A 22,928-nucleotide genomic window follows, 5' to 3' on the forward strand; every position below is an offset into this window, starting at 1 on the left:
CAGATACGACAAGCTCTCCGTCCGCTACCAGGCAACCCTCGAGATCACCGCCATCAACGAATGGCTCCACCTACTTCGAAACACGGCCTAGGCCGGGGACCTCCGGTCCGGCGCTCGAATCGTCCGACCCGGGCGAGGTCGTACGCCGCCTGATCGACAAGGCTGCGGTCGGCGAGCCGGCCCTGGCGGCGCTCGCCGACCCCAAGGTGGCTGCGGGTGACCGGGCGCGGGCGCGATTCCTGCGTGAGGCCGAAGTGAGCCGGAGACTGCGGCGTCCCCCACATCGCCTCGCTGTACGACCTCGGCAGCGACGGCCGGACGTTCTTCTTCAACCTGGAGTACTGCTCAGGCGGCAGCGTCCACGAGTTCGTCACCGGGCTCGGCCGTCCCCTCACCGTCCAAGAGGCGCTGCCCATCGCGTTCCAGGTGCTCGACGGCCTCGGTCACGCTCACCGGCACGGCGTCGTACACCGCGACCTGACACCTCACAACATCCTGCTGCACCCAGGCCGCCCGGCGAGGCCCCCGTCGCGAAGGTCGGCGACTTCGGCCTCGCCAAGTCCTTCGACCAAGCAGGTCTCAGCGGGCTCACTCGCACGGGCAGCGCCATGGGCAAGCCGTGCTTCATGCCGAGGCAGCAGGTCGTCAACTTCAAGTACAGCAAGCCCGACGTGGACGTGTGGGCACTCGCCGCCTGCCTGTACTGGATGCTCACCGGGGCCTACCCCCGCGACTTCCCTCCGGCAAGGACCTCTGGCAGGTCGTGTTGCAGGACGCACCGATCCCCGTGCGGGAAAGGACCCCGGCCGTCCCCGAACGCCTCGCCGAGACCCTCGACCAGGCGCTGCGGGACCGTCCGGCCATCGGTTTCACCACGGCCTCCGACCTCCGCCACGCACTCGAACGGACCTGACTTGGGTTGCCGGACGCAGGCCCCGGTGACGACGCGCTCCCCACAGGCACGACGCGCGTCCACGGAAAGCTAGGTGTTCTTGCGTGTCTGGCGTGAGGTTCGTTTCGGCTGGTTGCGGACGGTGCGTGGAGCGGGGCGGTCTCGGCGGTGCGGGCGTTCTTCGTCGCTGTTTTCCTGGCCCGCCACCGTTTCCTGTTTTCCGCCGCGTACTGCTTCACTTCGGGGAGGCTGCGGCGCGCGCGTTCGAGCGCGTAGGAGGCGGCTGCCATCATCTCCACGTAGTTGAGCGACTTCGCGATCTCCTCGGCTTCGGCGAAAGGGACCTGACGCTAATGCGGCACGGAGCTCGGCCGGAATCTCGTTCGTACAGGACCAGCGTTATTCGCATGCGCCTCCTTTCGAAGCGGAGGTGCTGCGCGGGGACGGTGCGGCAGTTCCGCCGCCTGGTGCGGGATCGTTGCAGGTCGGGGCGGTGAGTGGACCGGGACCGGGCGGCGGTGGAGTCCGCCGCTGGCCGACCGGGTGCTGCTGATCGCCGTGTGCTACCGCACCAACCTCACGCTGCGGCAGGTCGCGCTGCTTTTCGGGCTGGCCAAGCCCGCCGCGCACCGCGTCGTGGACCACCTGGCGCCGCTGCTCGCACTCGCCCCGGTCACTGGCCAGCACGCCCCGAAACCGTGCGGATCGTGGACGGGATGCTGGTTCCCGTCCACGATCGAACGGTCACCGCCTCGTCCAAGAACTACCGGTACTCGGTGAACATGCAGGTGGTCATCGACGAAACACCCAGCTGGTGGTCGCGGTCGGACGTCCGGTGCCGGGCAACCACAGCGGCTGCACCGCCTTCCACGATTCAGGTGCCGATACCGCGTGCCGGGGTCCGCGCGGGATAGCCGACAGCGGCTACCAAGGAAACCGGCAGGTCATCATGCCCTACCGGCGTCCCCGCGACGGCAGCAAGCTACCCGCCTGGCAGCACCAGCTCAACATCGTCCACAAACGGGTGCGCGCCCGCCTCCAGCACACCTTCGCGCACATGACGTGGTGGAACATCCTGCGCAACTGCCGCCGCCTCACCTAGGACGGGCACTTTGCTACGGTCTCCATCGCCTTGACCGTTGCCAGCGGGATGATCCGCATGGTCTTGTCCCTGGAGAGGATCACCTTGCCGTCAGCGGCGCTGATGAATTTGCCGCAGTAGCGCGCTCCGGCGGCGTCCACGGTGAGGAGGACTCCTCCCTGCTTCGATGTCGGCGCCGTCCAGGTCAGTACAACCGCGACAGCGATCATGAAGACTGCCAGCAGCGTCAGGCCGAGGGCCCATGCCATGGAGCGCCGGACACGGACGACCTCGCCATCGGACCAGTTCTCTAGATCCTCTCCGGTCATGAGGATCTCGTCGGACGGTAATCCATGCGCTGCAGATAGAGCGCGGAGCGTGGCGGCGACCAGCGCGGCCAGGGCCAGAAGCAGCAAGGCGATGACACCCCACCTTGTCCACGTCTCCAGGTCAGTGAACCCGTCTCGACCCTTCACAACCAAGACTGCCCCGAACAGCGTGGTAAGCCCGGCAAGGCCGGTTCGCCAACTCTCGGCCTGCCGCCGCGCCGTCTCGACCTTGCCGAACCGAAGCTGCTGGGCCTTCATGTCCCAGCGATACCGGTCGAGGCTCACGGGAGCGTCACCTGCCAGAACGCTCCACACCCCTTGTCGTAGTTCTCCGGCGGCCGGTCTTCGTGGACGCTGCCGCAATCACAGGTGAGCGTACGGGGCCCGGGCTTCGGCATGCGTCGTTCGTCCCGCCGGCTCTTGACCCCAGGCGGCCCGAACGTCCATCGTCGGACGACCCGCGCCCCGCATCCCGGGCAGACACCGATGATGTCGTACCGGGATCCGTCGGCGGCGCGCGTCACGGTGAACCCGCCGTCCTGCAACCCGTGGTCAACCAGCCGATACTCGACGGCGCGGTGGGTCTCGATCGGAAGCCGATCACCGTTCATCGCTGTGGCCTTCCACTGTGTAGCCGAACAAGGGTCGGTACTTACGGAGCCGAGCCGCGACCTGCTCCTCGGACTCCTCGACGTCCCTCGCCGCCGCGGCGATGTGATCGCGCCCGATCACACCGCTGACAACCGGGTCCTGCCCGTCCAGAAATGTGGTGAGCACCAGCAGGTCCTGCCAGTGGACGAGCCCATCCGGGCAGGCGTCCGCCGGATAGTCGAGTTCCAGTCCGAGCGGTTCGATCCGACGAAATCGCTGATCGGTGTAGGCCAATGTCCACCCGAACCGCCCGGCGGTCTTGACGAGGTGGAGCGCATCAATTCGGTTGACAGGACGGTCCCGGTTGCCCTCTTCGGGCTCACTCGTCATGGCGAGGTCGTAACTGTCCGGGAAAAATTCCAGATAGTCCGCCGCCACGGATTCGCTCACCTCGGGCACGGGAGCTCCGACCACACGACACTCGTCGAGCCGCTCCAGCATCTCCTGTACCGAGAGACGAAGACGCGCAGATGATGCAAGGATACGCCAAGGATCGATCCGCCAGTCGACTGGACCCACAGCATAGTAGAATTCGAAAAGGTCGCCAGTGAGTGCACTATATTCAGTCAATTGATGGCCAGAGATCCGCGACTCCAACGCTTCCTCCGGAACCATGGACAGATCTGCGGCATCACCAAAAACCCGAACGTACTGTTCGATTGCGGCACCCAGGTCCACCTTCAATTCCCAGGCAAGGTAGAGCAGTTCAGGAACGGTGATAGGACGCCCTGGCTCTAACAGCTCAATCAGTCTCGCGTAATCTCTCAACCTTCGTTCATATCCTGGACGCCCCTCGATTCCGATCTTTCCCAAGACATCACACAAGACCGACCAGAGGCTTACTCTGTACCTCCCCTCAGAGTCCAGACGTCGCCCGATGGCATCCAGTATCTCCGCCTCAGCCTCAGTCGCAGAGCCGCCGCCGAGGCCCGCCAAGTCGGGGATAGAGAAGAATCCTGCCGCCACGACCCGCTCAAGTTCGCGAGCAAGCTCGTAGACGTTCTTTTCCAGCCGCGTCGCCAATGCCAGGAACTCGATCGGAGCCAGCACCCGGCCGACCATGGGAATCACCTGCAGGACACCGATCTCCGCGGCCGTCAACTCATCGGGATAACAATCGCGCATTACGACCGTGTAACCGAGAGGGGCAAAGCGGTCGAATATCTCAATTATCGCCGACACTTCCAAATCGAGCCTGGCCACAGCCTTGGCCACATGCGCGGGAGTCACCTCCGAGCCGATCCAGGGCTCCAAACCGTCAAGATCCCTGGTGAACAGTTTAACCTCAATATTGTTGAATACATGCTCGCGAAGGCCATCGAGATTCCGGTCCAAACTGGAGACGGCCCCCGGGAGGAGATCGTCAATCCGCTGGAGAAGCTCACCGATCGATATGTTGAGATGGGCGGAGACCCGCGCCAACGAACTACCCAAGCAGAGAGTCTGCCCGGCATCGTTTCGGGCCCACGCCGCCAAGGCCCACTGGAGAGGTTCCTCCTCCTCGTCCAGATTGCGCGTCGGGAGTGGAACATGGCGCAGCTGCGAAACATCGAGGCCAGCGATCGCAAACCGCCGCAGGCGACGGAGTCGCTCAAGCGGGACTTCGCCTCTTGGGCTCCGTGTCTGAAGAAGGAGCCCGATGGGTGGCCTTCCAAGTGATGCCTTATTAAGGATATCTCCGCCCTCGTAGATCTTTCTAATCGAATGGGCGTCGGCAGGCTCCACCGTGGGAAATCCTTCCAGGGATCGCGGGATAGGGATGTTTCCATAACTTTCAACGATCCCGCTGCTCACCCAGACACCGATTCTCCAGGACCGGATCCATGCATTTCGATTTCCAATCCACCAGTAGTTGCGCTCGGCCATGATAATTTCATCGATGGGCAGGCATCCAATTTCTCGGATCGGAGCACGTTCGTCGCGGCCCCAGGTTCCACCGATGCTGATCTCACCTTCGTTCTCCACAAGGTGGTCGAAGATCTGCCGGGCGATCTCCGGGGAGGACCCGGCGACCTTCCAGAGCCACGTGAGGGAGAACTGCGGCCACTCAACCAGCCGAGGGAGCGAAGCCCGGATCTGTCTTCTGACCCAATCCTTGTTCCATCCCTGGAGGGTGTTCCGGTCCACTGAGAAGCGGGGACGGTTCTGGTCCCGCAGGTTGACCACGAGGCCGTGCATCTCCTCGTTGGTCCTGATGCCGTCAGCGGTGATACCGCCCTCGCCCGGGACCCACCACAGGTCGGTCTCGTGCTGAAGCAGTTCGGCGGTTCCGCCCGGAGGGCGGAGAGTCTCGGGCCACCAGGTCTCGCTACCCACCTCATCCTCGGTCGCCTCGACCCGGAACTCCGACAGCCACAGCAGGCGCCGTAGGGTCCGGAGCACCGAGACCTGCTCGTCGCCGGTAAGGTACAAGCGTACGGTGGTGCCACCCTCTGGCTCGCTGTCGGCCGCAGTGGTGATCTGGAAGAGGCTTCCGCTGCTCGCGATCCGGATTTGGTTCGCCTGCCCGGTCTGGTCATCCTCGTCGACTGCCCGGGTTTTGATCTCGATCTCCTCGGCGATCATGAAGTAGCTGAAGACGCCGATGCCAAACTGGCTGTTGGGAATGAGCCTCAGGGAGGGGTCCAGTTCCTGCCAGCGGGCCTGCTCGTAACGGAAGTCCTGGCGATAGACGAAACGCTCGCCCGCATTGGCGAAAGTGTTTTTCAACGCCTCCACGGTCATCCCGATACCGTTGTCGCGGCACTCGATGAAACCGCGCCCGGTAGCGTCCGTACCCTGCCTAAGCGTGATGCGTCCATCCCAGGGAGCGAGATCGAGCCCGCGCAGTTCGCGGTACCTCCGACGGGTCCGGCGGTACCGGCACGAGTCGAGTGCGTTCTGGTACAGCTCGCGGATCGCCAGGGACGGATCCCCGTAGAGCTGCCGTCCCATGAGCAGTTCGCGGATCTTCTCGTCCGATAGTCGGAAGGCGAGCAGGGGCGTTTTGTACGCAGGGCGCCCCTCACGGTTGACTGCGCGCAGGCCGTCGTGGGTCAGGCGGGCTGGCAGCCCTTCGAGTAGCTCCGGGTCCATGCCGCCGAGCCCAGGGAACTCGCTGCGGGCGCGCTCGGCTGCCTTCGCGACGTGTTCGAGCGCGTCGTGGATGGCGGGGTGGTCGCAGGTCGCGGTCAGGCGACGCGTGCCGTCGGCCTCGGCTTCCCAGGTGAGAAGCTCGACCGCGCGCTGGAGGGCGCCGAGTTGGAGTTCGTCGGTGATGCCCAGGTGGTCGACGACGACCGTCGGCATGCGGCGAGTGTCGGCTGCCATAACGCCGGCGACGGCGAGCAGGGCCGCCAGCGCGCGGGTGGTGTCGGTGAAGTCGGTGCCCTTGATTCGCTCGGTGAGCCGCTGGTCGTCGGCGTCGGCGCCCACGCTGTGCATTAGTGTCCTGGACACTTCGGCGAGTTCGTCGGTGGTGAGCCGTCCAGTACTTTCAGCGGCAGAAAGCGCTCTGGCCAGCCGCCGGGAGACCTCGCAAGCAGCGGCGCCCTCCCAGAGGCGGGGGCGGGCGACGAGCCAGCGGTGGACGAGCCACATGGCTAGGGCGTCTCTGGCTTCGAGGCGATGACGTCGCTCCAGCCCCTCAGCCCGGCGGCAGACGTGGTCGTACATCGCGAAGGTAAGTTCGAGGTCGTCACGCAGCCCCTTGGCGAACAACCGCTCGAAGTTGGTCGGTCGGAGGCGGGCCGCGTCGCGGATACCGTCCGCCATGGTCGCCTCGCGTAGGAACGGGGCGGCGATGAGCATGCCGAGTTCTTGGGCTGTCAGGCGCGCGTCCGAGCTGAGGCACATGTCGAGGGCGTCGAGCACCCTGGTCGGGTAGAAGTGCGACGACCATGGATCGGACAGACCGGCATGGTCCCGCAGGAAGGCTTCGGACGATAGCCAGTCCCGTGCGCACGTCTCAACGACCTTGACGACGGAACTACGGGTCTTCTCTACGAGGTCCTCGTCGCAACTCGCCCGGGACCAGAGCCGGGTACGTGTGACGGCCCGCTCCCAGGCGGCGCTGATCCGGTCGCCCTCGCAGATCAGCTCCGCGCCGGCGACGCGGTCGCTGGCCCAGGTGCGCTGCGGGGTCTGGTCCGGTGCGTCAGTGTGCGCCATGCGGCGGGCCATCCGCTCCCTGGCTGCTTCAAAGACTTCGTCCAGCGTGCGAGCGGGGTGACGACGGGCGAGGACCTCGCTCAGCATCTGAGTGAAGAAGCTCCCCGATTCGTCGTATCCGCTCGTCTGCCCCTGGTCACAGCTGGTGAGCAGGACGAAAGCGCCATTCGGTGGGTGGTATAGCCGCCCGCCGGACAAGCCGGGCGCGGACCGGCCGGACGGATCGTCGCGGCAGGCGTCCACGACCAGGACGATCAGTCTGGCGGGGCACTTCTCGACGGCCTTCGGCACCAGCGGAATAAGGCTGTCGGGGTCCGGCTGAGTGCTGTCCTCCAGGTCCGCGACCAAGTCCTTGGGAACCAGGTAGGACTGCCCACCAATCACTATCCCGTGGCCGGTGTAGTAGATCAGCAGGACGCCGCCAACGGGCGCCTCCACACAGGCGCGGCGCAGGGCTTGCTGGATCGCCCCACGGTTGGGCTGCACCCCATGGCTTGGGGCACAGCGTTCGATGAGGTACTCCGATTCCCCGAGCGCTTGCGCCATGCGACCGATGTCGGCATCAACAGTCCCGCCGAGTGGTTTGAAGAGGTCGCCGTCGTACTCCGAGACACCGATCAGGAGGGCACGGCGATCGCTCACAAGCAGCACCTAACGCGAGTGGCTGGGATCAGCAACCATTATCCCGATCGGAAGACGCCCTTCCACTAGATCGGCCGATCTGCCCCTACCGGCGCGACCGAAGATGACGGGTACTGTGCTTTCCGGAACCCGGCCCATGAACCTGGAGGACGCTGGCCGCCGGGCGCGGTTCCTGATCCGTGACCGGGACAGCAAGTTCCCTGACCTCTTCGACACCGTTCTGGCCGATGCCGGCATCCAGGCGGTGCTGACCTGGGTGCGGATGCCAAAACCTCATCCGTTCAGGTCAGAAAGGACCGCTGACGAGGAAGCCGCAAGACCTCCAACAGCCCATGTCGGCTCGTTGTCGGCTCGGCGGTTCCGAGACGGATCGGCATGCGGCGGCATCATGTGGCACGAGAATCGTGCTCGATACGGACAGATCAGCACAGACTGACGCTGGGAGGACCGCTCTGACACCGGGGACTCCGGACCTTTAAGCCGCAGGGGGTCGAGCTACTGGGATCCGCCCACCGGCATCCGTGTTCATCAGGTGAGAGGCGACATTGGCCAGCAGTCCACTCCATCGACACGGACCAAGGACGACTGACACTGCAGCGGCCTCCGCCGCCGATTATGGTCTTGTTCGTCGTTGAGCACCTCCAACCTTGGAGGGAGCCACAGGGGAGCCAATTGGGGAGCCAGCGTTGGTGGACTCCTCCGGACCTGCCGCGACTCCCCCAGGGTGTTCTTGCAGGTGAGGGGCTCCCCGATCGACTTCCATCGACCTTGATCGACTGGTTTGCTGTGCCTGGGGGCCAAGGGGTCGTGGGTTCTAATCCGTCGTCCCGACAAGAAGTACCAGCTCAGAGGCCGTTTCTCCACCACGGAGAACCGGCCTCTTGATCGTTGGTTAGCCGTTCGTTAGCGAACCCGGCCGTCTCTCCCGGCACCCGGACGGTTCACACAGGGCCAGAAGACGCGGGCACCGCCCCGCGCCCTCTCCTCCGTGTTCAAACCCAACCGCGCCGACCGTCAGGCCTTCAGCGCGCCACAGACGCAGCGACACTCAGGCCAGCGACCGCCCAACCGGAGGGCCGGATCCACAAACCCGGCTCCCTCCGGCCCACAGCTCACGCCATCCCGGCGGGCCGGACGGGCATCCCAGAGATGGTCAGCTCCGCACCCTCAGCGTTCGACCGACTTTCTTGCTCCCTCAAGCGAGCTGCCAGGAGCGGCGCGCTCCGGTTAGTCGGAGCCGAGCAGCGCTTGAAGGGCGGCTGTGGGGACGCGATAGCAGATGCCGATGCGGAGGATCTTGCAGGGGAACTGGTCCTGTTTGGCGAGTTGGTAGGCGTAAGAGCGGGTGAGACCGAGGGCTCGGGCGGCGGTGCTGATGTCGACCACGGTAGGAAGTTCGGCAAGTTCAGCGTTCGTCAGCGGTCGCATACGACTGCCTCCTGCTTCTGAGGTTTCTCGGTCTTGATGGTGAGCTGATTCGGGGAATCGCCAGCCGGCGCGAATCTCTTGCGGCGATTGCGTTCTGATGCCTGGAGGATGGCTTCTATGGAACCTGTCGCTGGGTGTCTCGCGTGCGATCTTCTTGTCGGGGTCCGCCCTCTTCCCGGAGGTCGTCTGGCGGAGTCGTCGGGTTGGGTCGTCGAGCACTCGGTGGGCCCGCTCGGCCTGGGGACGCTGGTGGTCAAGCCGGTGCGGCACGTCGTCCATGTCGCCGAGTTGAACGTGGTCGAGAGCGCGGCGTTGGGTCCGTTGCTGCAGCGAGTGGCCGCAGCGGTGACGAAGGTCGTCCAGCCGGAGCAGGTCTACGTATGCCTCTGGTCCCATGCGAATGCTGTGCCGGGCCACCTGCATTTCGTGGTCCAGCCCGCGGTGAAGGCTGACATGGCCCGGTTCGACGCGTTCGGCCCAGCACTGCAGATGGCGATGTTCCATGAAGGGGCCGTACCAGGCGAGACCGAGGTGGAAGCGTTGTGTGAGCAACTTCGAGCGGCCTTGTCCCTCTCGTCCTATGGATCGTGACCTGGACCCGCGGCCCAGTAGCGCGTTCCTGTACCGGCGGTATGCGGGGCCCCCAGACATGTCAGGAAGGCGGCTCGGCGGGTGCGGTGGCTTTTCGATGCATATGGGCTGGCAGGCCGTTGTGCATGATCTCGCGGTGACAGGCCCACTGCTGGCTTGGGCATCGCGGCCGCCATAACCCGTGACCGGCGATGGTGCGCATCGCGGGCCGGGATCCCAAGTGAGGCGCAGCCGCCATCACTGAGGTCAGCAGGACCGCATTGAGTTGGTTTCAGGGCTTGGTGCCGTGAGGACGGTCTTCGTCCAAGACTGACCTGGACGCGGCCATCCGCCGTGATGTGAAGGCGGGCCTGTCGGTCCGCGGAGCGATGCGCAAGCACGGGGTGTCCCACCCGACCGTCCGGAAGGCGCTGGAGTCGGCCATGGCCGCAGCCGCGCATGAAGATGGCCCCGCGGGCGTCGCGGCTGGATCACTACAAGCCGCTGATCGATACGATGCTGCGGGCCGATCTGACCGCGCCGGGGAAGCAGCGCCACACCGTCAGCGAATTTTCGATCGACTCGTCGGCGAGCATGGCGCGCAGGTGTCCGCACGGGATCGTGGGGCGTTACGTCGCCGAGCGCCGACCGCAGATCCGGGTGGAGGCCGGGTGGGCGCCGGTGGAGGCGTTCATCTCCCCAGCCGCACCAGCTCAGTGCCGAGGCCGAGGCGTGCTGCTCGCCCTCATGCTCGGCACCGCCTGGCCCCGGCCCCTCGCCCGCTCACCCCTGTGCACCTCCAGGAAACTGGGTGAACACCGCGACGTCGCCGCCGAAGCATACGACCATGCGCCCCTGAGGGCTGAGGGCGAGCGCCGTCACCGGGTGCGGGAAGACGAGCTCGTCACCGGCCGGGCTTCCACCGGTGAGGTCCCACACCCGGACGGTACGGTCGTCACCGCCTGAAATCGCGGTCGGCCTGCCGTTGACTATGGCCGCCGCCACCGCGTTGACGATGCCGGTGTGGCCGCTCAGCGGTGGCAGGACGGCATTGCCGTCGTCGACGCCCCACACGCGAACCGCCTTGTCGCGGCCCGCCGTGACCGCCACCTTCCGGCCGTTCAGGAGCAGCGTGGCGACGGCGTTCACGTCGTCGGTGTGGCCCGCGTCCGCCCAGCACACCTGGCGGCCGTTGCGCGCCTGCCACACGTTGGCCTCGGCCGACACCGAGCCGCCCACGGTGACCGCGAGCGGGCGGCCCTGGTCGTCCTCAGCGACGGCGACGGCGCGAACGGGGTCTCCGTGCAGGGTCGTCCTGCGCCGGCCGGCCCGTGCCCCGCTGCCCAGGACGTGGACGGAGACCGCGTTGTCGTAGGTCCCGGTGATGACCAGCTGACGGTCGCGGTCGTGCGCTACCGCGATCGCGAGCACCTCCGCGACGTGGTCGGTCGGGTAGCGCAGCAGCTCCTCGCCGGTGGCGAGGTCCCAGGCGCCGAAGTCGTTGTCCGGGCTGATGACGACAGTGGGGCGGCCATCGACCTTGGTGACCGCCATGTCGCTGAGATAGCCCACGTCGATCGGGGCGCCGACGCGTTCGCCCTTGTCGAGGTCCCAGGTCCGCACGGTGCCCGAGCGGTAGGCGCCGGTCACCACGACCGGGCGGCCACCGATCTCGGTCAGCCCGACGGCGACCAGTCCGCCGAGGTGGCCCGTGCGTGGACGGGCCGGGATCGGCGGATTCGGGGACAGGTCCCACACGCGCACGGAGCCGGCTCCCCCGGTGATCGCGAGCGGTCGGCCGCCGATCTCGGCGACGGCCACAGCCGTCGTGGAGTCGGTGGCCAGGGGGTCGCCGATCGGCTTGCCGGTGGCGAGGTCCCACAGGCGCACGGTGCCGCCCAGGACCTCGCCTGTGCCATCGCCGATGACGACCACGGCGCGCCCGTCCACCTTAGCGACGGCGACGGCCTGGGGGCGGTGGCGCGCGGTCGGCAGGCGGCAGAGTTCGGTGCGCGTGGCCAGGTCCCACACGACGGTGTCATCGTCGTGAGCCATGACGACGGCGACGGGGTGGCCATCGAGCACCGTTGTGGCGATCGCCGACACTTCGCGTGTGCCGGCGTCGAGGGGCGCGCCAAGCGGCTCGCGGTTGGCCAGGTCCCAGATCCGCACGGCGGTGTCCCTGCGGGGGAAGTCTCCGCCTGCGGTGAGGGCGACAGGGCGGCCGTCCAGTTCGGTGACGGCGATGGCGTTGACCGGGGAGGTGTGGCCGGTCATCGGCTCGCCGATCTGGGTGCGCTCGACGAGGTCCCACATCCGCACCGTCGTGTCGCGTCCGCCGGTGACGGCGATGGCGCGCCCGTCGACCTCGACGACGGCCACCGCCTCCACGGTGCGGGTGTGCCCCTTCATCGGCTCACCGATAAGGGCGCCTCCGGCGAGATCCCACAGCCGCACCGTGTTGTCGGCGGAGGCGCTGACCGCGACGGCCCGCCCGTCCAGCTCGGTGGCCGCCACTGCGGTCACCCGCTCGCCATGGCCGGTCATGGGCTTACCGAGCCGTTCCCCCGTGGCGGGGTCGAGCACCCGCAGTTCGCGGTCGCTGGCGGACACCACAATGGGATCGCCGTGGAGGGAACCGGCTGCCAGCGCGTGAGTCTCGCCGGGGATCGACATGAGCGCGCGCTCGCTGAGGTCGGAGCCTGTGGCCCAATCCAGGCGCCAGGCCGGGCGGTCCTCTCGCGCTTCCGGTCGCGGCCGGGCCGAGCCCCGCAGGGAGACGTCCCACAGCAGCATGGTGTCGTCGCGGCTCGCGGTGACGGCGACGGGGCGCCCGTCCAGGTTCGTGACGGCAACGCAAGTCACTGCGTCGGTGTGGTCGGTGAGGGCGTCCCCAAGCTGGAGGCCCTCGGCGAGGTCCCACAGCCGCACGGTGCGGTCGTAACCGGCACTGACGGCGACCGGTCGCCCGTCGGCCTCTGTGATGGCGATGTCGGCGGGGCGCAGTTGATGGCCGTGCAGGGGCGCGCCGATGGGAATGCGGTCGGCGAGGTCCCAGATGAGCAGCCCCTGGTCGGGCCCGCCGCCGGTAACCGCCACCGCGCGGCCATTCAGGACGGTCGTCGCCACGGCACTGCCGTAGCAGTCGAGAGACTCGCCGATCTGCGTGCCGCGGGCGAGGTCCCACAGCCGCACCGTGCGATCGATGCTGGAGGTGACCAGCACCGTGCGTCCGTCGACCTCGGCCAGGTCCGCACCTTCGATCAGCTCGGTGTGGCCGTCGAGCGGCTCGCCAATGCGCGTTCCCCGGGCGAGGTCCCACACCTGCACGGCGTCGGGCGCGTAGGCGCAACTCACCGCTACGGGGCACCCGTCGAGCCGCGTGATGACGATCGCGTGGGCGCAGTCGTGCGCGGGCATCGCGGTGCCGATCTCGGCACCGGTGGCCAGGTCGAATCTGCGGATGCCGCCCCGCAGCTCGCCGGTGACGACGACGGGACGACCGTCCAGCACCGTGGTGGCGAGGGCGGTGGGGTTGGCGGCCATGGGTTCGCTCGATTCGGTGCCGGTGGCGAGGTCCCACACGCGCACGTTGTCGTTGATGTAGCTGCCGGTGACGACGACGGGCCGGCCGTCGAGGACCGCGGTCGCCATCGCGGACACGCGGTCGGTGCGGCCGGAGAACCGCCGGATCAGGCGGTCGTTAGGCGGCATCCCGGTGTTCCAGTCGACGGTTGCGCCTTCGTGCCCGGAGGCTACCGGCACTGCGGCCAGGGCACGCGCGAGGTCGTCGGAGCCCCAGCGCGCAGCGTCGAGCGAGAGCGCCTGGGCGCGCCGCGCGGGGTCGACCCGGCGGTGGCGTTGCAGGGAAGTACGGTAAACCGCCGCAGCCAAGCGGGCGGGGCCGCTGCGTGCATGGGAGAGGAGCGAGAGGATCTCATCAGGGTCGTCGTGCACCAGCCGGGCGGGGTCGGTGAGGATGCGATCGGCCGGGTGTTCGGCATCCGAGAAGATCATCCGGGGATGCTAGCGGAGGGTGCCGACGAGGGCCGCGAGCTTGGCCGAGCCTCGTTCCACCAGTGTCAGACCCCCGGAGGCCACGCCCGCTCTCCATGTTCTTGGTGGGACGTGTCCGGGCCGCCGGGACCAACCCAGAAGAGGCCGCCCAGCCAAGGGTTACCAACGTTGCGGGCTGACCGCGACCGGTCGCGGCGGCGCGACCCGTGCCGCGGCCTGTCGACTGGGCGGTGCCCGGCCACGATGCCGACAGGTCGCAGGTCGGGGCTTGAGCAGCAACCGGCTGGCCAACGGCGATACACCGTCACCAGATCTCATCGGCATCTCTGCCCTGGTTCACTGGCGCCCGTCGCCCAAACCAGCGAACAAGCGTTGCTGCTTTTCGCGGCCACAATCAAGCCCGCATTGAGCGGTGATTCCTCAGGAGCCAGAAGCCGCGTGTTGAGATGCCCGCAGGCCTTCGTGCGAAGCGGACCGGTGCCTCAGGAGTCGGGTACTGCAGCCGGAAGGTCGTATCGCCGGAGCGCGCCGAACCAGCCGCAGCCGATGATGACGCCGATCAGCAGGCCGGCGCCCAGGAAGGCCGGGCGTGGGTCGTGGCCGGACGCTTTGGTCACCGCGCCGGCTACGGCGGCACCGACAGGGGTCGCCGCGACGAACAGCGCTCGTGCTGCTGTCGTGACTCGCCCGAGAAGCTCGCGGGGTATCCAGCGCTGCCGGGTGCTGCGGTTGATCACGCTGGCGATCGACACCGCCCACATCTGCACGGCGTTGGCGGCCAGCAGGGGCGCCCACCCGGTGCTGGCTCCCATGACCAGCAGGGAGCCTGCCGCCAGCAGGATGCCCAGGCTGATCGAGGGCATCGCCCCCAGCCGCGCCGCGATGAACGGAGCGGTGACCGCCCCGGCGATCCCGCCGGCCCCGCCCGCCGTGATCACGGCGGCGACCAGCGGCGTCGGAAGGCCCAGCTGCACGCGGGCGAAGTAGACGATCAGGGTGTCCACCGCCAGGCAGAGGTTGACCAGGGTCTGAACGATGGTGAGGGCCAGCAGCGGGCGAAAGCCGACGATGAACCGCAGGCCCTCCCAAAGATCCTCACAGAGCCTGCGGAGTATCAGGCGAACCGACCTCGGTGTCATCCGGGCTCGGCCGGCCCTGCCGGGCGCCGGAGGACCGGGCAACCGCGCATTCCAGGCGTCATCGCCCCGCGTCCGCACCGCCCTCACCTCGATCAGCAGCGGCACCAGGGTGGCCAGCGACACCGCGAAGGTCGCCGCGTTGACCAGTAACGCGGTTTCGGCACCGACCCAGGTGGCGAGCAGAGCGACGATGGCCGGGCCCACCATCTGCGATGTCCGGTCGGCGCTCTCCAGCACCGAGTTGGCCCTCAGCAACCCCTCGGCCGGGAACAGGTCCTTCACGGCGACGGTCAACGCGGCGTCGAAGAACACCGTGGCGGCCCCGCCCACGAACGCCAGGGCCAGCACGGCCCCCAGCGGGGCAGCCCCCAGCCACACCAACGCGGGAAGGATCACGAAGACCCCGGCGCGGAGCACATCCATGGCGACCAGCACCGCCCACGGATTCAGCCGGTCCACGATCGGCCCCGCGGGGAGTCCGACCAGCAGATAGCCGATCCCGCGCGGCGCGGCCGCCAGACCCGCCGCCAACGGGTCACGGGTCAACTGCAGGACCAGCAGCGGCACAGCGAGCACCGCGCAGCCGTCACCGAGCAGAGACATCGACTGCCCGCCCAGGAACAACCGACGAGCCCGCGATGAGGCTTCCGTCATGTCCTCCAGCCAGTCAGTGTTCAAGCCGTATCGAGCCGAGCGCTGAGTATCTGACCCGATGTGGCTGGCGCCTCGGCGGTGCCGTCTTTCACGTTCGCCAGAGACGGTAATCAGCACCAGCGCGCCGGAGAAGTCACCTGATGATGAAGAGGAGGCGTGCTCGGTCGACGGCAAGCGATTGTTAAAACCGCACGTCTGACGGTCCACCGGCCAAAGCTATCGAGCGATCTCCTGCAACGCCCGCTCACCGAGCTTGTCGTAGACGTCCTGAGCGATATGAACCTGTTCCACTCCCATATGCCCCACCTCGTCATGCTGGTGGGGAGTGCTGGCGCGGACGCCTACCGGCGGTTGGTACAAGGCTGAGTACCTTCCGGCAGATCGCCGCCTACGTGCATGCGATCTGGGGAGGCACTCGGTCGAGGAATGCTCCTTGAGGTCTCCTATATGTGGCTGGTTGTATCTGGCTGCGCCGGTTGGGTGTGAGCTGGTTCCAGACCTGGTTCCAGCGTTCACCCGGTGGGTTCGATACGCAGGACGGCGGCGGCGTCGAGGATCTCGGCGACTTCCAGGCTCATGGCGTTGTTGATGGTCGCGGTGGTTCCCTTCTCGCAGCTCAGCCGGACGTCGCCGCCCTGCGACGAAACGCCGCCGCCACCGGAACAGCCCGAAATGCTGTAGCCGGACCCCGTCAGCGGCGCGACCATCTCGACCGCGCGGCCGGTGATCGCCGTCACCTCGATCGGCCCGAGGCCGTACTTTCCCGGCACTGTCACAACGTCGCCCACGGCGACCTTGATCTCGCACGTCCCATCAGCGCACGGCCCGGTCGGCGTGGGATCGGGTGCCGGTGACCCGGAACCGGATCTGGCGGGCTGGCCCTTGGCGGGAGACCCGTTCGGGGAAGCAGAGGAACAGGACGAGAGAGCGGCGAACACGACAGCGACACCAACGGCGACGACGGCGGCCGATGACCTTCTTCGCATCATGGTCATTATGGAACCGCAGTGGTGCCGTGGGCGGTCGGCGAACGACGCACATCCTCGTCATCGGCACCCCGGTTCCGCAGGTTCCTCAACCCGCGGAAACGCGTGCGCCGACACCGCGCCCAGGACCATCAGCGGATGGCGCACCTGGGGCGGGCCCAAGCCTCTCCCATTCCCCGTCCCGCTGGGGAGCGCCCGCCCGGCCCTGAGGTGAGGTCAGAACTTCTCAGCCCCGAGACCGTGCGAAGCTCGAACACGAAGGCGGCCCTGGACCGCAGCGAACACCATCAAGTGTCAGGGACCGGGGTCCACTCGCCCCCCGCGCCGCCGGCAGCGCTCGCCCCCGGGGCAGCAGGCTCGGCCGCCGCGTTCGCGGCCAGGAGGTCGAGGCGTCGCTGCCGGACGGTTCAGCCGATCCTGTTGCCCGAGCCGCCGTGAGACCAGGTCTCTGTTGACCCGGGGAGGGTGTCGCGCGGGGACTCAGGGCCGCAACACCCCAGGGCGCAGGGCAGAGATGCGGCGGCTGTGACCGGCTCATAGGCTGCGGCCATGACCGAGATCACGCACCCGACGCCCCGCGAGGCCTTGGATTTGCTGCTGGCCGGCAACCGGCGTTTCGTCGCGGGTACCGTCGAGCACCCGAACCAGGACGCCGCCCGCCGCAGCCAGGTCGCCCCGGCCCAGCAGCCCTTCGCGGTGCTGTTCGGGTGTTCCGATTCCCGGTTGGCGGCCGAGATCATCTTCGACCGGGGTCTTGGCGACCTGTTCGTGGTGCGTACCGCTGGCCAGGTGATGGGGCCGGAGGTACTGGGCAGCATCGAGTACGGCGTGGAAGTTCTGGGCTGCCCGCTGGTGGTGGTGCTGGGTCACGACTCGTGCGGCGCGGTCGGCGCGGCGTGCGCCGCGCTGGAGCACGGCATGCCACCGGCCGGGTACGTCCGGGATGTTGTCGAGCGGGTGACGCCCAGCGTGCTGGCCGCCCGCGCTGCCGGACGAGCCGAGCCGGAACAGATCCTGGCCGAGCACGTACGGCACACCGTCGACCTGCTGCTGGACCGCTCCCGGGCACTCGCCGACAGGGTCACCGCCGGGCAGGCCGCAGTGGTGGGCCTTCGCTACCGCCTGGCCGACGGCAACGCCGAGATCGTCGTAGCCCGCGGCCTGGACACTGCGATCTCCGCCGTGCCCTGACCGGGTCCCGACCACCGGGGCCCGGCCACCCGCGGTCCCGACCACCAGGGGCGCGGCGCCGGTTCCCACATCTTGGGATCACGCGACGGCGGCGGGCCTGTGCTATGTGTTCGCGCGGCCGGTCGACTCTGGGGACTGGACGAGGATCCGGGCCTGCCGGAACTCCTCGGCCGCGCCCTGCGGCTTGCGTACCGCGTCGGCCAGCTGGCAGCGGACCGCCAACGCCCGCATATGCGCCGCCTCCGATTGCAAGGTGGCCAGATCGCCGAGCTGGCGCGTGGCATCCTGACCGACCGCCTCACACCACCCGGTGACCTGCGCCACCCGCCACTTTCTTACCCGGCGCTGTCCTCAGCCCGCTTTGCCCGGCTGCGGCAGGGGCGAGGTGTTCGGCCTGGCAACCAGCGCACCGCCCGGCCCAGCCGTAACCGGCGTGGGAGGCCAAGCTTGTCGGCCCTGCCGCAGGCGGTCAGGGCGTGAAGTCGGCGGAGCGCCACGGCATCTCCTGGAGCAGCCAGGTGTTGCCGTCGGGGTCCGCGAACGGCACGAACAGCATGGCGCCCTCGTGCTCGTCGACCTCACCCACGTCGACTCCCTTCGCGGCGAGTTCGGCGCGGGCGGCGCGCGCGTCGGCGACCACCAGATGCAGACTGCGCAATGAGCCCGGCGTCATCTCCGCGATGCCCGGGAGTCCGGTGCTCAACAAGATCGAGCATGCCGACCCCGGTGGGGTCAGCTGCACGATCCGCGTTCCCGCCACGGGTTCGACGTCCACGTCGACCGCGAACCCGAGCCTGTCGGTGTAGAAGGCCTTGGCGCGGTCCACATCGGCGACCGGCACCGGTACGAGTTCGAACTTCATCTGCGTCATCACGCACACTCCAGGTAGGAAACAGATCAGGTGGCGGGAACGGAACGCCGGTAGATCAGGTGTGTCACCCCGGCGCCGACGATCACCTCAGGGTCGCCGAAGTCGACCGGCGCCGCCCCGACGCCGTCCAGCATGCGTACACCGCCGCCGAGCACGACCGGCACCAGGTCCAGCCGCAACTCGTTCAGCAGCCCCAGGTCCAGGGCCTGGCCGACCAGGCTCCCCGGGCCGACGCCGACATCGCGCCCGGCGGCGGCCGCGACCGCCTGCCGGATCGCCGACTCGACGCCGTCGGTGACGAAGGTGAACGGGGTGACGGTATTCACCCAGCCCTCCGGTGGCCGGTGGGTCACCACGAACACGGGCACGTCCCCGATCGGATGCGACCCGCCCCATCCACCGGTCAGATCGAACTGGCCCCGGCCGACCACCAAGGCCCCGGTGCGCGCCATCGTGTCGCGCAGATAGCCCGCTGACCCGGCCGAGGTGCGGTACGTGAGCCGGTCGGGTTGCGCCGACGGCGTCGCCACCTCCCCAGCGGTGCACCACGCGAACAGGCGGTCGAATCCCGAACCGCCCGGCCCCGCGATGAACCCGTCCAGAGACACCGATGCCTGCGCAACAACCTTGCCCATTCGACTCCGCCTCGTCGATCATGCCGTTCTTCCAGGAGAGACCACGGGCGGGCGGAGAACTCATCGTCGCGGCCAACCGTGATTCGTCAGGGGTTCAAGGTCGACCGCTCCCTCCGGAGATCTACAGCGCGGACTGGAGCAGGTGCAGGCTGAGCATGGAGACTTCCTGGTGGTCCTTGTCGCTGCGCGGGATGGTGCCGGCGCTGACGGAGAACAGGTCGTTTTGGCAGAGTTCCAGTTCTCCACGACCTGCAGTCCCTCGTGGATCTCCCGGCGCAGCTCCGGGGAGGCGACGTACTCGGCGACGAACACCCTCCTGACCGCCTTGCCGAGTTCCTCGATGGCCTTGTAGGTGGGGTCCTGGGACCCTGGGTGAAGCGGCACAGCACCTACTCGGCCTCGGCCGTGCCCAGCCGCAGCGCGGTGGCGTACTTGACCATCTGGTCGTACTGCTAAGGGCTGTCCCGTAACTGTTGGTCGTCACCGGGTGGCGGCGTGCAGGTCCCGGATGTACCGGTCGAACCTTGTGCCGTCGCTGCTGTGTGTCGGCTTGCCGGGAGTGAACCCTGCCCGCTGCGCGACTGCGGCAGATGCGGGATTCCGCGGCTCCACTTGGATTACCGCCTCCGCAGCGCCCTCACTCGCCGCGTACTGGGAGGCCAACAGGACCGCGCGGGTAGCCAGGCCACGCCCCCGCCAGGACGGATAGAGGCCGTAGGCGACATTCACCTGGCCGGGCGCCAGACCCTCTCCTGCGAATCGCAAGTCAATCGTGCCCACGAGCACCTCGTCGGGACCCGTCCGGATGCCGAACGCGCGGAGTGGTCCGGCGGTGTCCCACTGCTCCCGGCAGTGCCGGAAGTACGCCTCGATGCCCTGTCGCGTGCCTGGGCCGCCGTTGAGCCAGCGAACGAGCAGCTCGTCCTCCCCTGCGAGGTGCGCCTCCGCATCGTCCAGGCGCAGGGGGGACAGAGCGATGATCCCGTCGGACAGCTTCACTTCATGCATCCGGTGATTCTTGACGCCAGAGCCGTGCCGCACCATCAATTTCTGTTCGGCATCACGCGGACCGTGTGGCTGGTGATCAAGGCGTCGGAGCCGTCCTGGACAGTCCCGTTCACCGGGCTGAGCCCGCGGCAGTTAGGCGAACTGGTGACGGTTCTGCGGCACGAGGGTTCGGACGCGCCGTCCGCAAGGGCCGGCCGTGGAGCCTTCCGCTGGAGGACCGGGCACGCTGGTCGCGGCGTACTGGCGCACTAATGGTCGTCATCGACGCCGAAACCCGCCCGGTCGTCGTGGTCGGCCGGCCGCCCGCCGGGAACCGCAACGACTGCAAGGCGTGGGAGAAGTCCGGAGCCAAGTCTGCCGTCGGCAGAAGCCTCAGCCGATGTCAGATGCGCCGTCGCCGCCGGGAAGGCCGCACCCTGTGCGTGGCGTCCCACGAGTGGAGCGTCGTAGCGATAAGGAACGTTCTGTTGCTAGGAAGCAGTAACGGAGACTGGTGCGGTGTCTGAGTTTTCGCTGCCGGGCGGGGCCGTGAGTGGGAGCGTTCGTGCGGGTGACACGGTGCGCCGACGGCCTCCTGCTCGTCAGGGCTTACTCGTCGTTGGGTGGCCGGTGGTCGGGGTCGCGCCGGTCGTGGCGGGTGACCTTGCCGAGGACGTCGCGTGGCTCCCAGGTCGTTCCCTCGGGCAGTGCCCAGCCCCGCCGGTAGGCGATCACCCGCAGGGCGGTGCCGGTCACGACCCCCGCGACCGTTCCGGCGACGGGGGCGCCGAGCCCGGAGCAGGCAACCTGGATCCCGGCGACCACGAGCGCGACAGAGGCGTAGAGGGCATTGCCGCCGAACACCGCCGGGACGCGCTGGAGAAGCAGGTCCCGGACAGCGCCGCCACCGACCGCCGTGATGGTCCCCAGCAGGAGCGCGGGGAGCCAGCCGAGCCGACGTCCAGGGTCTTCTGCGCCCCCGTGATGGCCCACACGCTGAGCGCGATGGCGTCCAGCAGGTAGAACACCCGGTTCCAGTCCTGCTCAGTGAACTGGAGCAGGAAGGCCAGCATTCCGCCGACGAGCGCGGTGGGAATGTAGAAGGCGTTGGTGAGGGCGTCCGGCGGCCCGTGCTGCAGAAGCGTGTCGCGGATCAGACCACCGCCCAGCCCGGACACCAGCCCGATCGAGAGGTACCCGAAGAGATCCAGGTCGCGCTTGCGCGCCACCGCGCCCCCGAGCAGCCCGTTGATGAACACCCCGGTCAGGTCGAGCACCGTCGTGATCGTCTCGATCCCCACACGGTGATCTTAAGGATCACCGGCCGGAGCCAGGGGCGGGCGACCGGCGGCCTTGTCGAACGTTTGCGGCTGTTTGGCGCGCTTAGGCCCCTATAACGATAAGCATGCAGAGCGTCACCTTTTCGGGTGAGAGGAAGGGCGATGGTCACTGCAACCGGGGGTGCCGGGCGGGTGCTGTCCGGGCTGGACGACATCAGGCCTGATCTGGAGTCTCTCTACCGCGATCTCCATGCCCACCCCGAACTCGGGCATCAGGAGACGCGGACGTCCGCCCTGGTAGCCGAACGCCTGAACTCCTGGGGATACCAGGTGCACGATCGAATCGGCGGCAACGGCGTGGTCGGCGTGCTGGACAACGGGGGTGGCCGGCATGTGCTCTTCCGCGCTGACATGGACGCCCTGCCGATCAAGGAGGAGACGGGCCTGCCGTACGCCAGCACGGTCACCGACGGGGACGGGCGGCCTGTCATGCACGCCTGCGGGCACGACACCCATGTGGCCGCCCTGCTCGGCGCGGCACAACTGATGGCCAAGGCCAAGGACGCCTGGAAAGGCACCTACACCGTGCTGTTCCAGCCCGCCGAGGAGCCCGGTGACGGCGCCGACGCCATGGTCGAGGACGGGCTCACCGACCAGGTCCCCCGGCCCGACGTGTGCCTGGCCCAGCATGTGCTGCCATATCCGGCGGGGCAGGTACTCACCCGGTCAGGGTCGGCATTGTCAGCGGCGGACAACTACCGAATCACCGTCCACGGCCGGTCCGCTCATGGTTCGGCCCCGAACATGGGCATCGACCCGGTGGTGATGGCCTCGATGCCCGTCGTCCGGCTGCAGACGGTCGTCTCCCGCGAACTGGGCCCGCTGATCCCGGCGGTGCTCACCGTGGGCAGCATCCACGCCGGCTCCAACCCCAACAACATCCCCGACTCGGCCGAGATTCAGCTGAACGTCCGCGCCTATGACGACGACACGCGCAACCAGATAAGGGACGCCATCGAACGGATCGCCACCGCCGAATGCTCGGCGTCCGGCGCGTCCAAGCCTCCCGACATCGAGCACTTCGGCAGCTTCCCGCCCACCGTCAATGACTCCGACACCACCCGCAAGGTCGCCGCCGCGTTCGACGACTTCTTCGGCGACCGGGCCCGGCCGCTCCCTCTGCAAACGGCCAGCGAGGATTTCAGTCAGATCCCCAAGGCGTTCGGAGTCCCGTTCACTTTCTGGGGGTTCGGTGGCGTGGATCCCGACCGGTACGCCTCGGCCGCCAGGAGGGGAACTGTGGCCACCGACATCCCGGCCAACCACAGCGCCGCGTTCGCCCCCGTCATCCAGCCCACGCTGGACACCGCTGTCCAAGCAGCCGTGGTCGCTCCCCTCGCCTATCTCGGCGCCGCGCGGTAGACCG

Annotated in this window: 19 protein-coding genes and 4 pseudogenes; 9 read left to right on the plus strand and 14 right to left on the minus strand. The window is 68.0% G+C overall.

Annotated elements, in window-relative coordinates:
• Positions 1 to 333: 333 nt before the first annotated feature.
• The 4 genes and pseudogenes from AB0C87_RS16390 to AB0C87_RS16405 form a co-directional block, all read left to right on the plus strand.
• Positions 334 to 444: pseudogene (locus tag AB0C87_RS16390) on the plus strand (hypothetical protein); the annotation flags it as partial.
• 319 nt (positions 445 to 763) lie between these two features.
• On the plus strand, positions 764 to 913 hold the full coding sequence (locus tag AB0C87_RS16395) for a hypothetical protein (RefSeq protein WP_360578198.1): 150 nt from the start codon (positions 764 to 766) through the stop codon (positions 911 to 913).
• Between the two features lie 510 nt (positions 914 to 1,423).
• Entirely contained in the window at positions 1,424 to 1,672 is a 249-nt protein-coding gene (locus AB0C87_RS16400) for a transposase family protein (RefSeq protein ID WP_360578500.1), read from the plus strand.
• A gap of 34 nt (positions 1,673 to 1,706) precedes the next feature.
• Positions 1,707 to 1,994, plus strand: a complete 288-nt coding sequence (locus tag AB0C87_RS16405) for a transposase family protein (RefSeq protein ID WP_360578199.1) — start codon at positions 1,707 to 1,709, stop codon at positions 1,992 to 1,994.
• Here AB0C87_RS16405 and AB0C87_RS16410 read toward each other — a convergent pair.
• Positions 1,991 to 2,587 (minus strand): hypothetical protein, encoded by a 597-nt coding sequence (locus tag AB0C87_RS16410; RefSeq protein ID WP_360578201.1) that lies wholly within the window; start codon positions 2,585 to 2,587, stop codon positions 1,991 to 1,993. The two genes, AB0C87_RS16405 and AB0C87_RS16410, sit on opposite strands and share 4 nt — an antisense overlap.
• A 315-nt stretch (positions 2,588 to 2,902) precedes the next feature.
• On the minus strand, positions 2,903 to 7,744 hold the full coding sequence (locus tag AB0C87_RS16415) for a caspase family protein (protein ID WP_360578203.1): 4,842 nt from the start codon (positions 7,742 to 7,744) through the stop codon (positions 2,903 to 2,905).
• 136 nt (positions 7,745 to 7,880) lie between these two features.
• Here AB0C87_RS16415 and AB0C87_RS16420 point away from each other — a divergent pair, with 136 nt between their 5' ends.
• The gene (locus AB0C87_RS16420; RefSeq protein ID WP_360578205.1) at positions 7,881 to 8,180 is read left to right on the plus strand and encodes a hypothetical protein; all 300 of its coding nucleotides are present in this window, start codon (positions 7,881 to 7,883) and stop codon (positions 8,178 to 8,180) included.
• A gap of 791 nt (positions 8,181 to 8,971) precedes the next feature.
• On the opposite strand, the gene AB0C87_RS16425 is transcribed toward AB0C87_RS16420, so the two are convergent.
• Positions 8,972 to 9,172 carry a DNA-binding protein gene (locus tag AB0C87_RS16425; protein WP_360578207.1) on the minus strand — a complete coding sequence of 67 codons (201 nt, stop codon included), beginning with the start codon at positions 9,170 to 9,172 and terminating at the stop codon, positions 8,972 to 8,974.
• A gap of 117 nt (positions 9,173 to 9,289) precedes the next feature.
• On the opposite strand from AB0C87_RS16425, the gene AB0C87_RS16430 reads away from it, so the two are divergent.
• On the plus strand, positions 9,290 to 9,763 hold the full coding sequence (locus AB0C87_RS16430) for a hypothetical protein (RefSeq protein ID WP_353832886.1): 474 nt from the start codon (positions 9,290 to 9,292) through the stop codon (positions 9,761 to 9,763).
• A 762-nt stretch (positions 9,764 to 10,525) separates the two neighbouring features.
• On the opposite strand, the gene AB0C87_RS16435 is transcribed toward AB0C87_RS16430, so the two are convergent.
• The 3 genes from AB0C87_RS16435 to AB0C87_RS16445 form a co-directional block, all read right to left on the minus strand.
• The gene (locus AB0C87_RS16435; protein WP_360578209.1) at positions 10,526 to 13,759 is read right to left on the minus strand and encodes a WD40 repeat domain-containing protein; all 3,234 of its coding nucleotides are present in this window, start codon (positions 13,757 to 13,759) and stop codon (positions 10,526 to 10,528) included.
• Between the two features lie 482 nt (positions 13,760 to 14,241).
• Entirely contained in the window at positions 14,242 to 15,759 is a 1,518-nt protein-coding gene (locus AB0C87_RS16440; RefSeq protein WP_360578211.1) for an MFS transporter, read from the minus strand.
• A gap of 305 nt (positions 15,760 to 16,064) precedes the next feature.
• Positions 16,065 to 16,340: a hypothetical protein gene (locus AB0C87_RS16445; RefSeq protein ID WP_360578213.1), complete on the minus strand. Its 276-nt coding sequence runs from the start codon at positions 16,338 to 16,340 to the stop codon at positions 16,065 to 16,067.
• Positions 16,341 to 17,087: 747 nt separating this feature from the next.
• On the opposite strand from AB0C87_RS16445, the gene AB0C87_RS16450 reads away from it, so the two are divergent.
• The gene (locus AB0C87_RS16450; protein ID WP_360578214.1) at positions 17,088 to 17,729 is read left to right on the plus strand and encodes a carbonic anhydrase; all 642 of its coding nucleotides are present in this window, start codon (positions 17,088 to 17,090) and stop codon (positions 17,727 to 17,729) included.
• Positions 17,730 to 17,831: 102 nt separating this feature from the next.
• Here AB0C87_RS16450 and AB0C87_RS16455 read toward each other — a convergent pair whose 3' ends face one another.
• The 5 genes from AB0C87_RS16455 to AB0C87_RS16475 form a co-directional block, all read right to left on the minus strand.
• Positions 17,832 to 18,053, minus strand: coding sequence for a hypothetical protein (locus AB0C87_RS16455; RefSeq protein ID WP_353832883.1), 222 nt, complete (start codon positions 18,051 to 18,053; stop codon positions 17,832 to 17,834).
• Positions 18,054 to 18,198: 145 nt separating this feature from the next.
• Positions 18,199 to 18,600 (minus strand): VOC family protein, encoded by a 402-nt coding sequence (locus tag AB0C87_RS16460; RefSeq protein WP_353832882.1) that lies wholly within the window; start codon positions 18,598 to 18,600, stop codon positions 18,199 to 18,201.
• Between the two features lie 26 nt (positions 18,601 to 18,626).
• The gene (locus tag AB0C87_RS16465) at positions 18,627 to 19,235 is read right to left on the minus strand and encodes a dihydrofolate reductase family protein (RefSeq protein ID WP_360578216.1); all 609 of its coding nucleotides are present in this window, start codon (positions 19,233 to 19,235) and stop codon (positions 18,627 to 18,629) included.
• Between the two features lie 60 nt (positions 19,236 to 19,295).
• Entirely contained in the window at positions 19,296 to 19,619 is a 324-nt protein-coding gene (locus AB0C87_RS16470; RefSeq protein WP_360578217.1) for a Tn3 family transposase, read from the minus strand.
• Positions 19,620 to 19,715: 96 nt separating this feature from the next.
• Positions 19,716 to 20,243 (minus strand): GNAT family N-acetyltransferase, encoded by a 528-nt coding sequence (locus tag AB0C87_RS16475; protein ID WP_360578219.1) that lies wholly within the window; start codon positions 20,241 to 20,243, stop codon positions 19,716 to 19,718.
• Between the two features lie 63 nt (positions 20,244 to 20,306).
• On the opposite strand from AB0C87_RS16475, the pseudogene AB0C87_RS16480 reads away from it, so the two are divergent.
• Positions 20,307 to 20,620: pseudogene (locus AB0C87_RS16480) on the plus strand (IS5/IS1182 family transposase); the annotation flags it as partial.
• A 211-nt stretch (positions 20,621 to 20,831) separates the two neighbouring features.
• Here the strand turns inward: AB0C87_RS16480 and AB0C87_RS16485 are convergent.
• The 3 genes and pseudogenes from AB0C87_RS16485 to AB0C87_RS16495 form a co-directional block, all read right to left on the minus strand.
• On the minus strand, positions 20,832 to 20,978 hold the full coding sequence (locus AB0C87_RS16485; protein ID WP_360578506.1) for a hypothetical protein: 147 nt from the start codon (positions 20,976 to 20,978) through the stop codon (positions 20,832 to 20,834).
• A gap of 102 nt (positions 20,979 to 21,080) precedes the next feature.
• Positions 21,081 to 21,215: pseudogene (locus AB0C87_RS16490) on the minus strand (TRIC cation channel family protein); the annotation flags it as partial.
• Positions 21,216 to 21,289: 74 nt separating this feature from the next.
• Positions 21,290 to 21,523: pseudogene (locus AB0C87_RS16495) on the minus strand (TRIC cation channel family protein); the annotation flags it as partial.
• A 141-nt stretch (positions 21,524 to 21,664) separates the two neighbouring features.
• On the opposite strand from AB0C87_RS16495, the gene AB0C87_RS16500 reads away from it, so the two are divergent.
• Positions 21,665 to 22,924 carry an amidohydrolase gene (locus tag AB0C87_RS16500; protein WP_360578221.1) on the plus strand — a complete coding sequence of 420 codons (1,260 nt, stop codon included), beginning with the start codon at positions 21,665 to 21,667 and terminating at the stop codon, positions 22,922 to 22,924.
• The last annotated feature ends 4 nt before the right edge of the window (positions 22,925 to 22,928 follow it).

Origin of the sequence: Actinomadura sp. NPDC048021, from assembly GCF_040653135.1 — a bacterium.
GTDB classification, from domain to species: domain Bacteria; phylum Actinomycetota; class Actinomycetes; order Streptosporangiales; family Streptosporangiaceae; genus Spirillospora; species Spirillospora verrucosospora.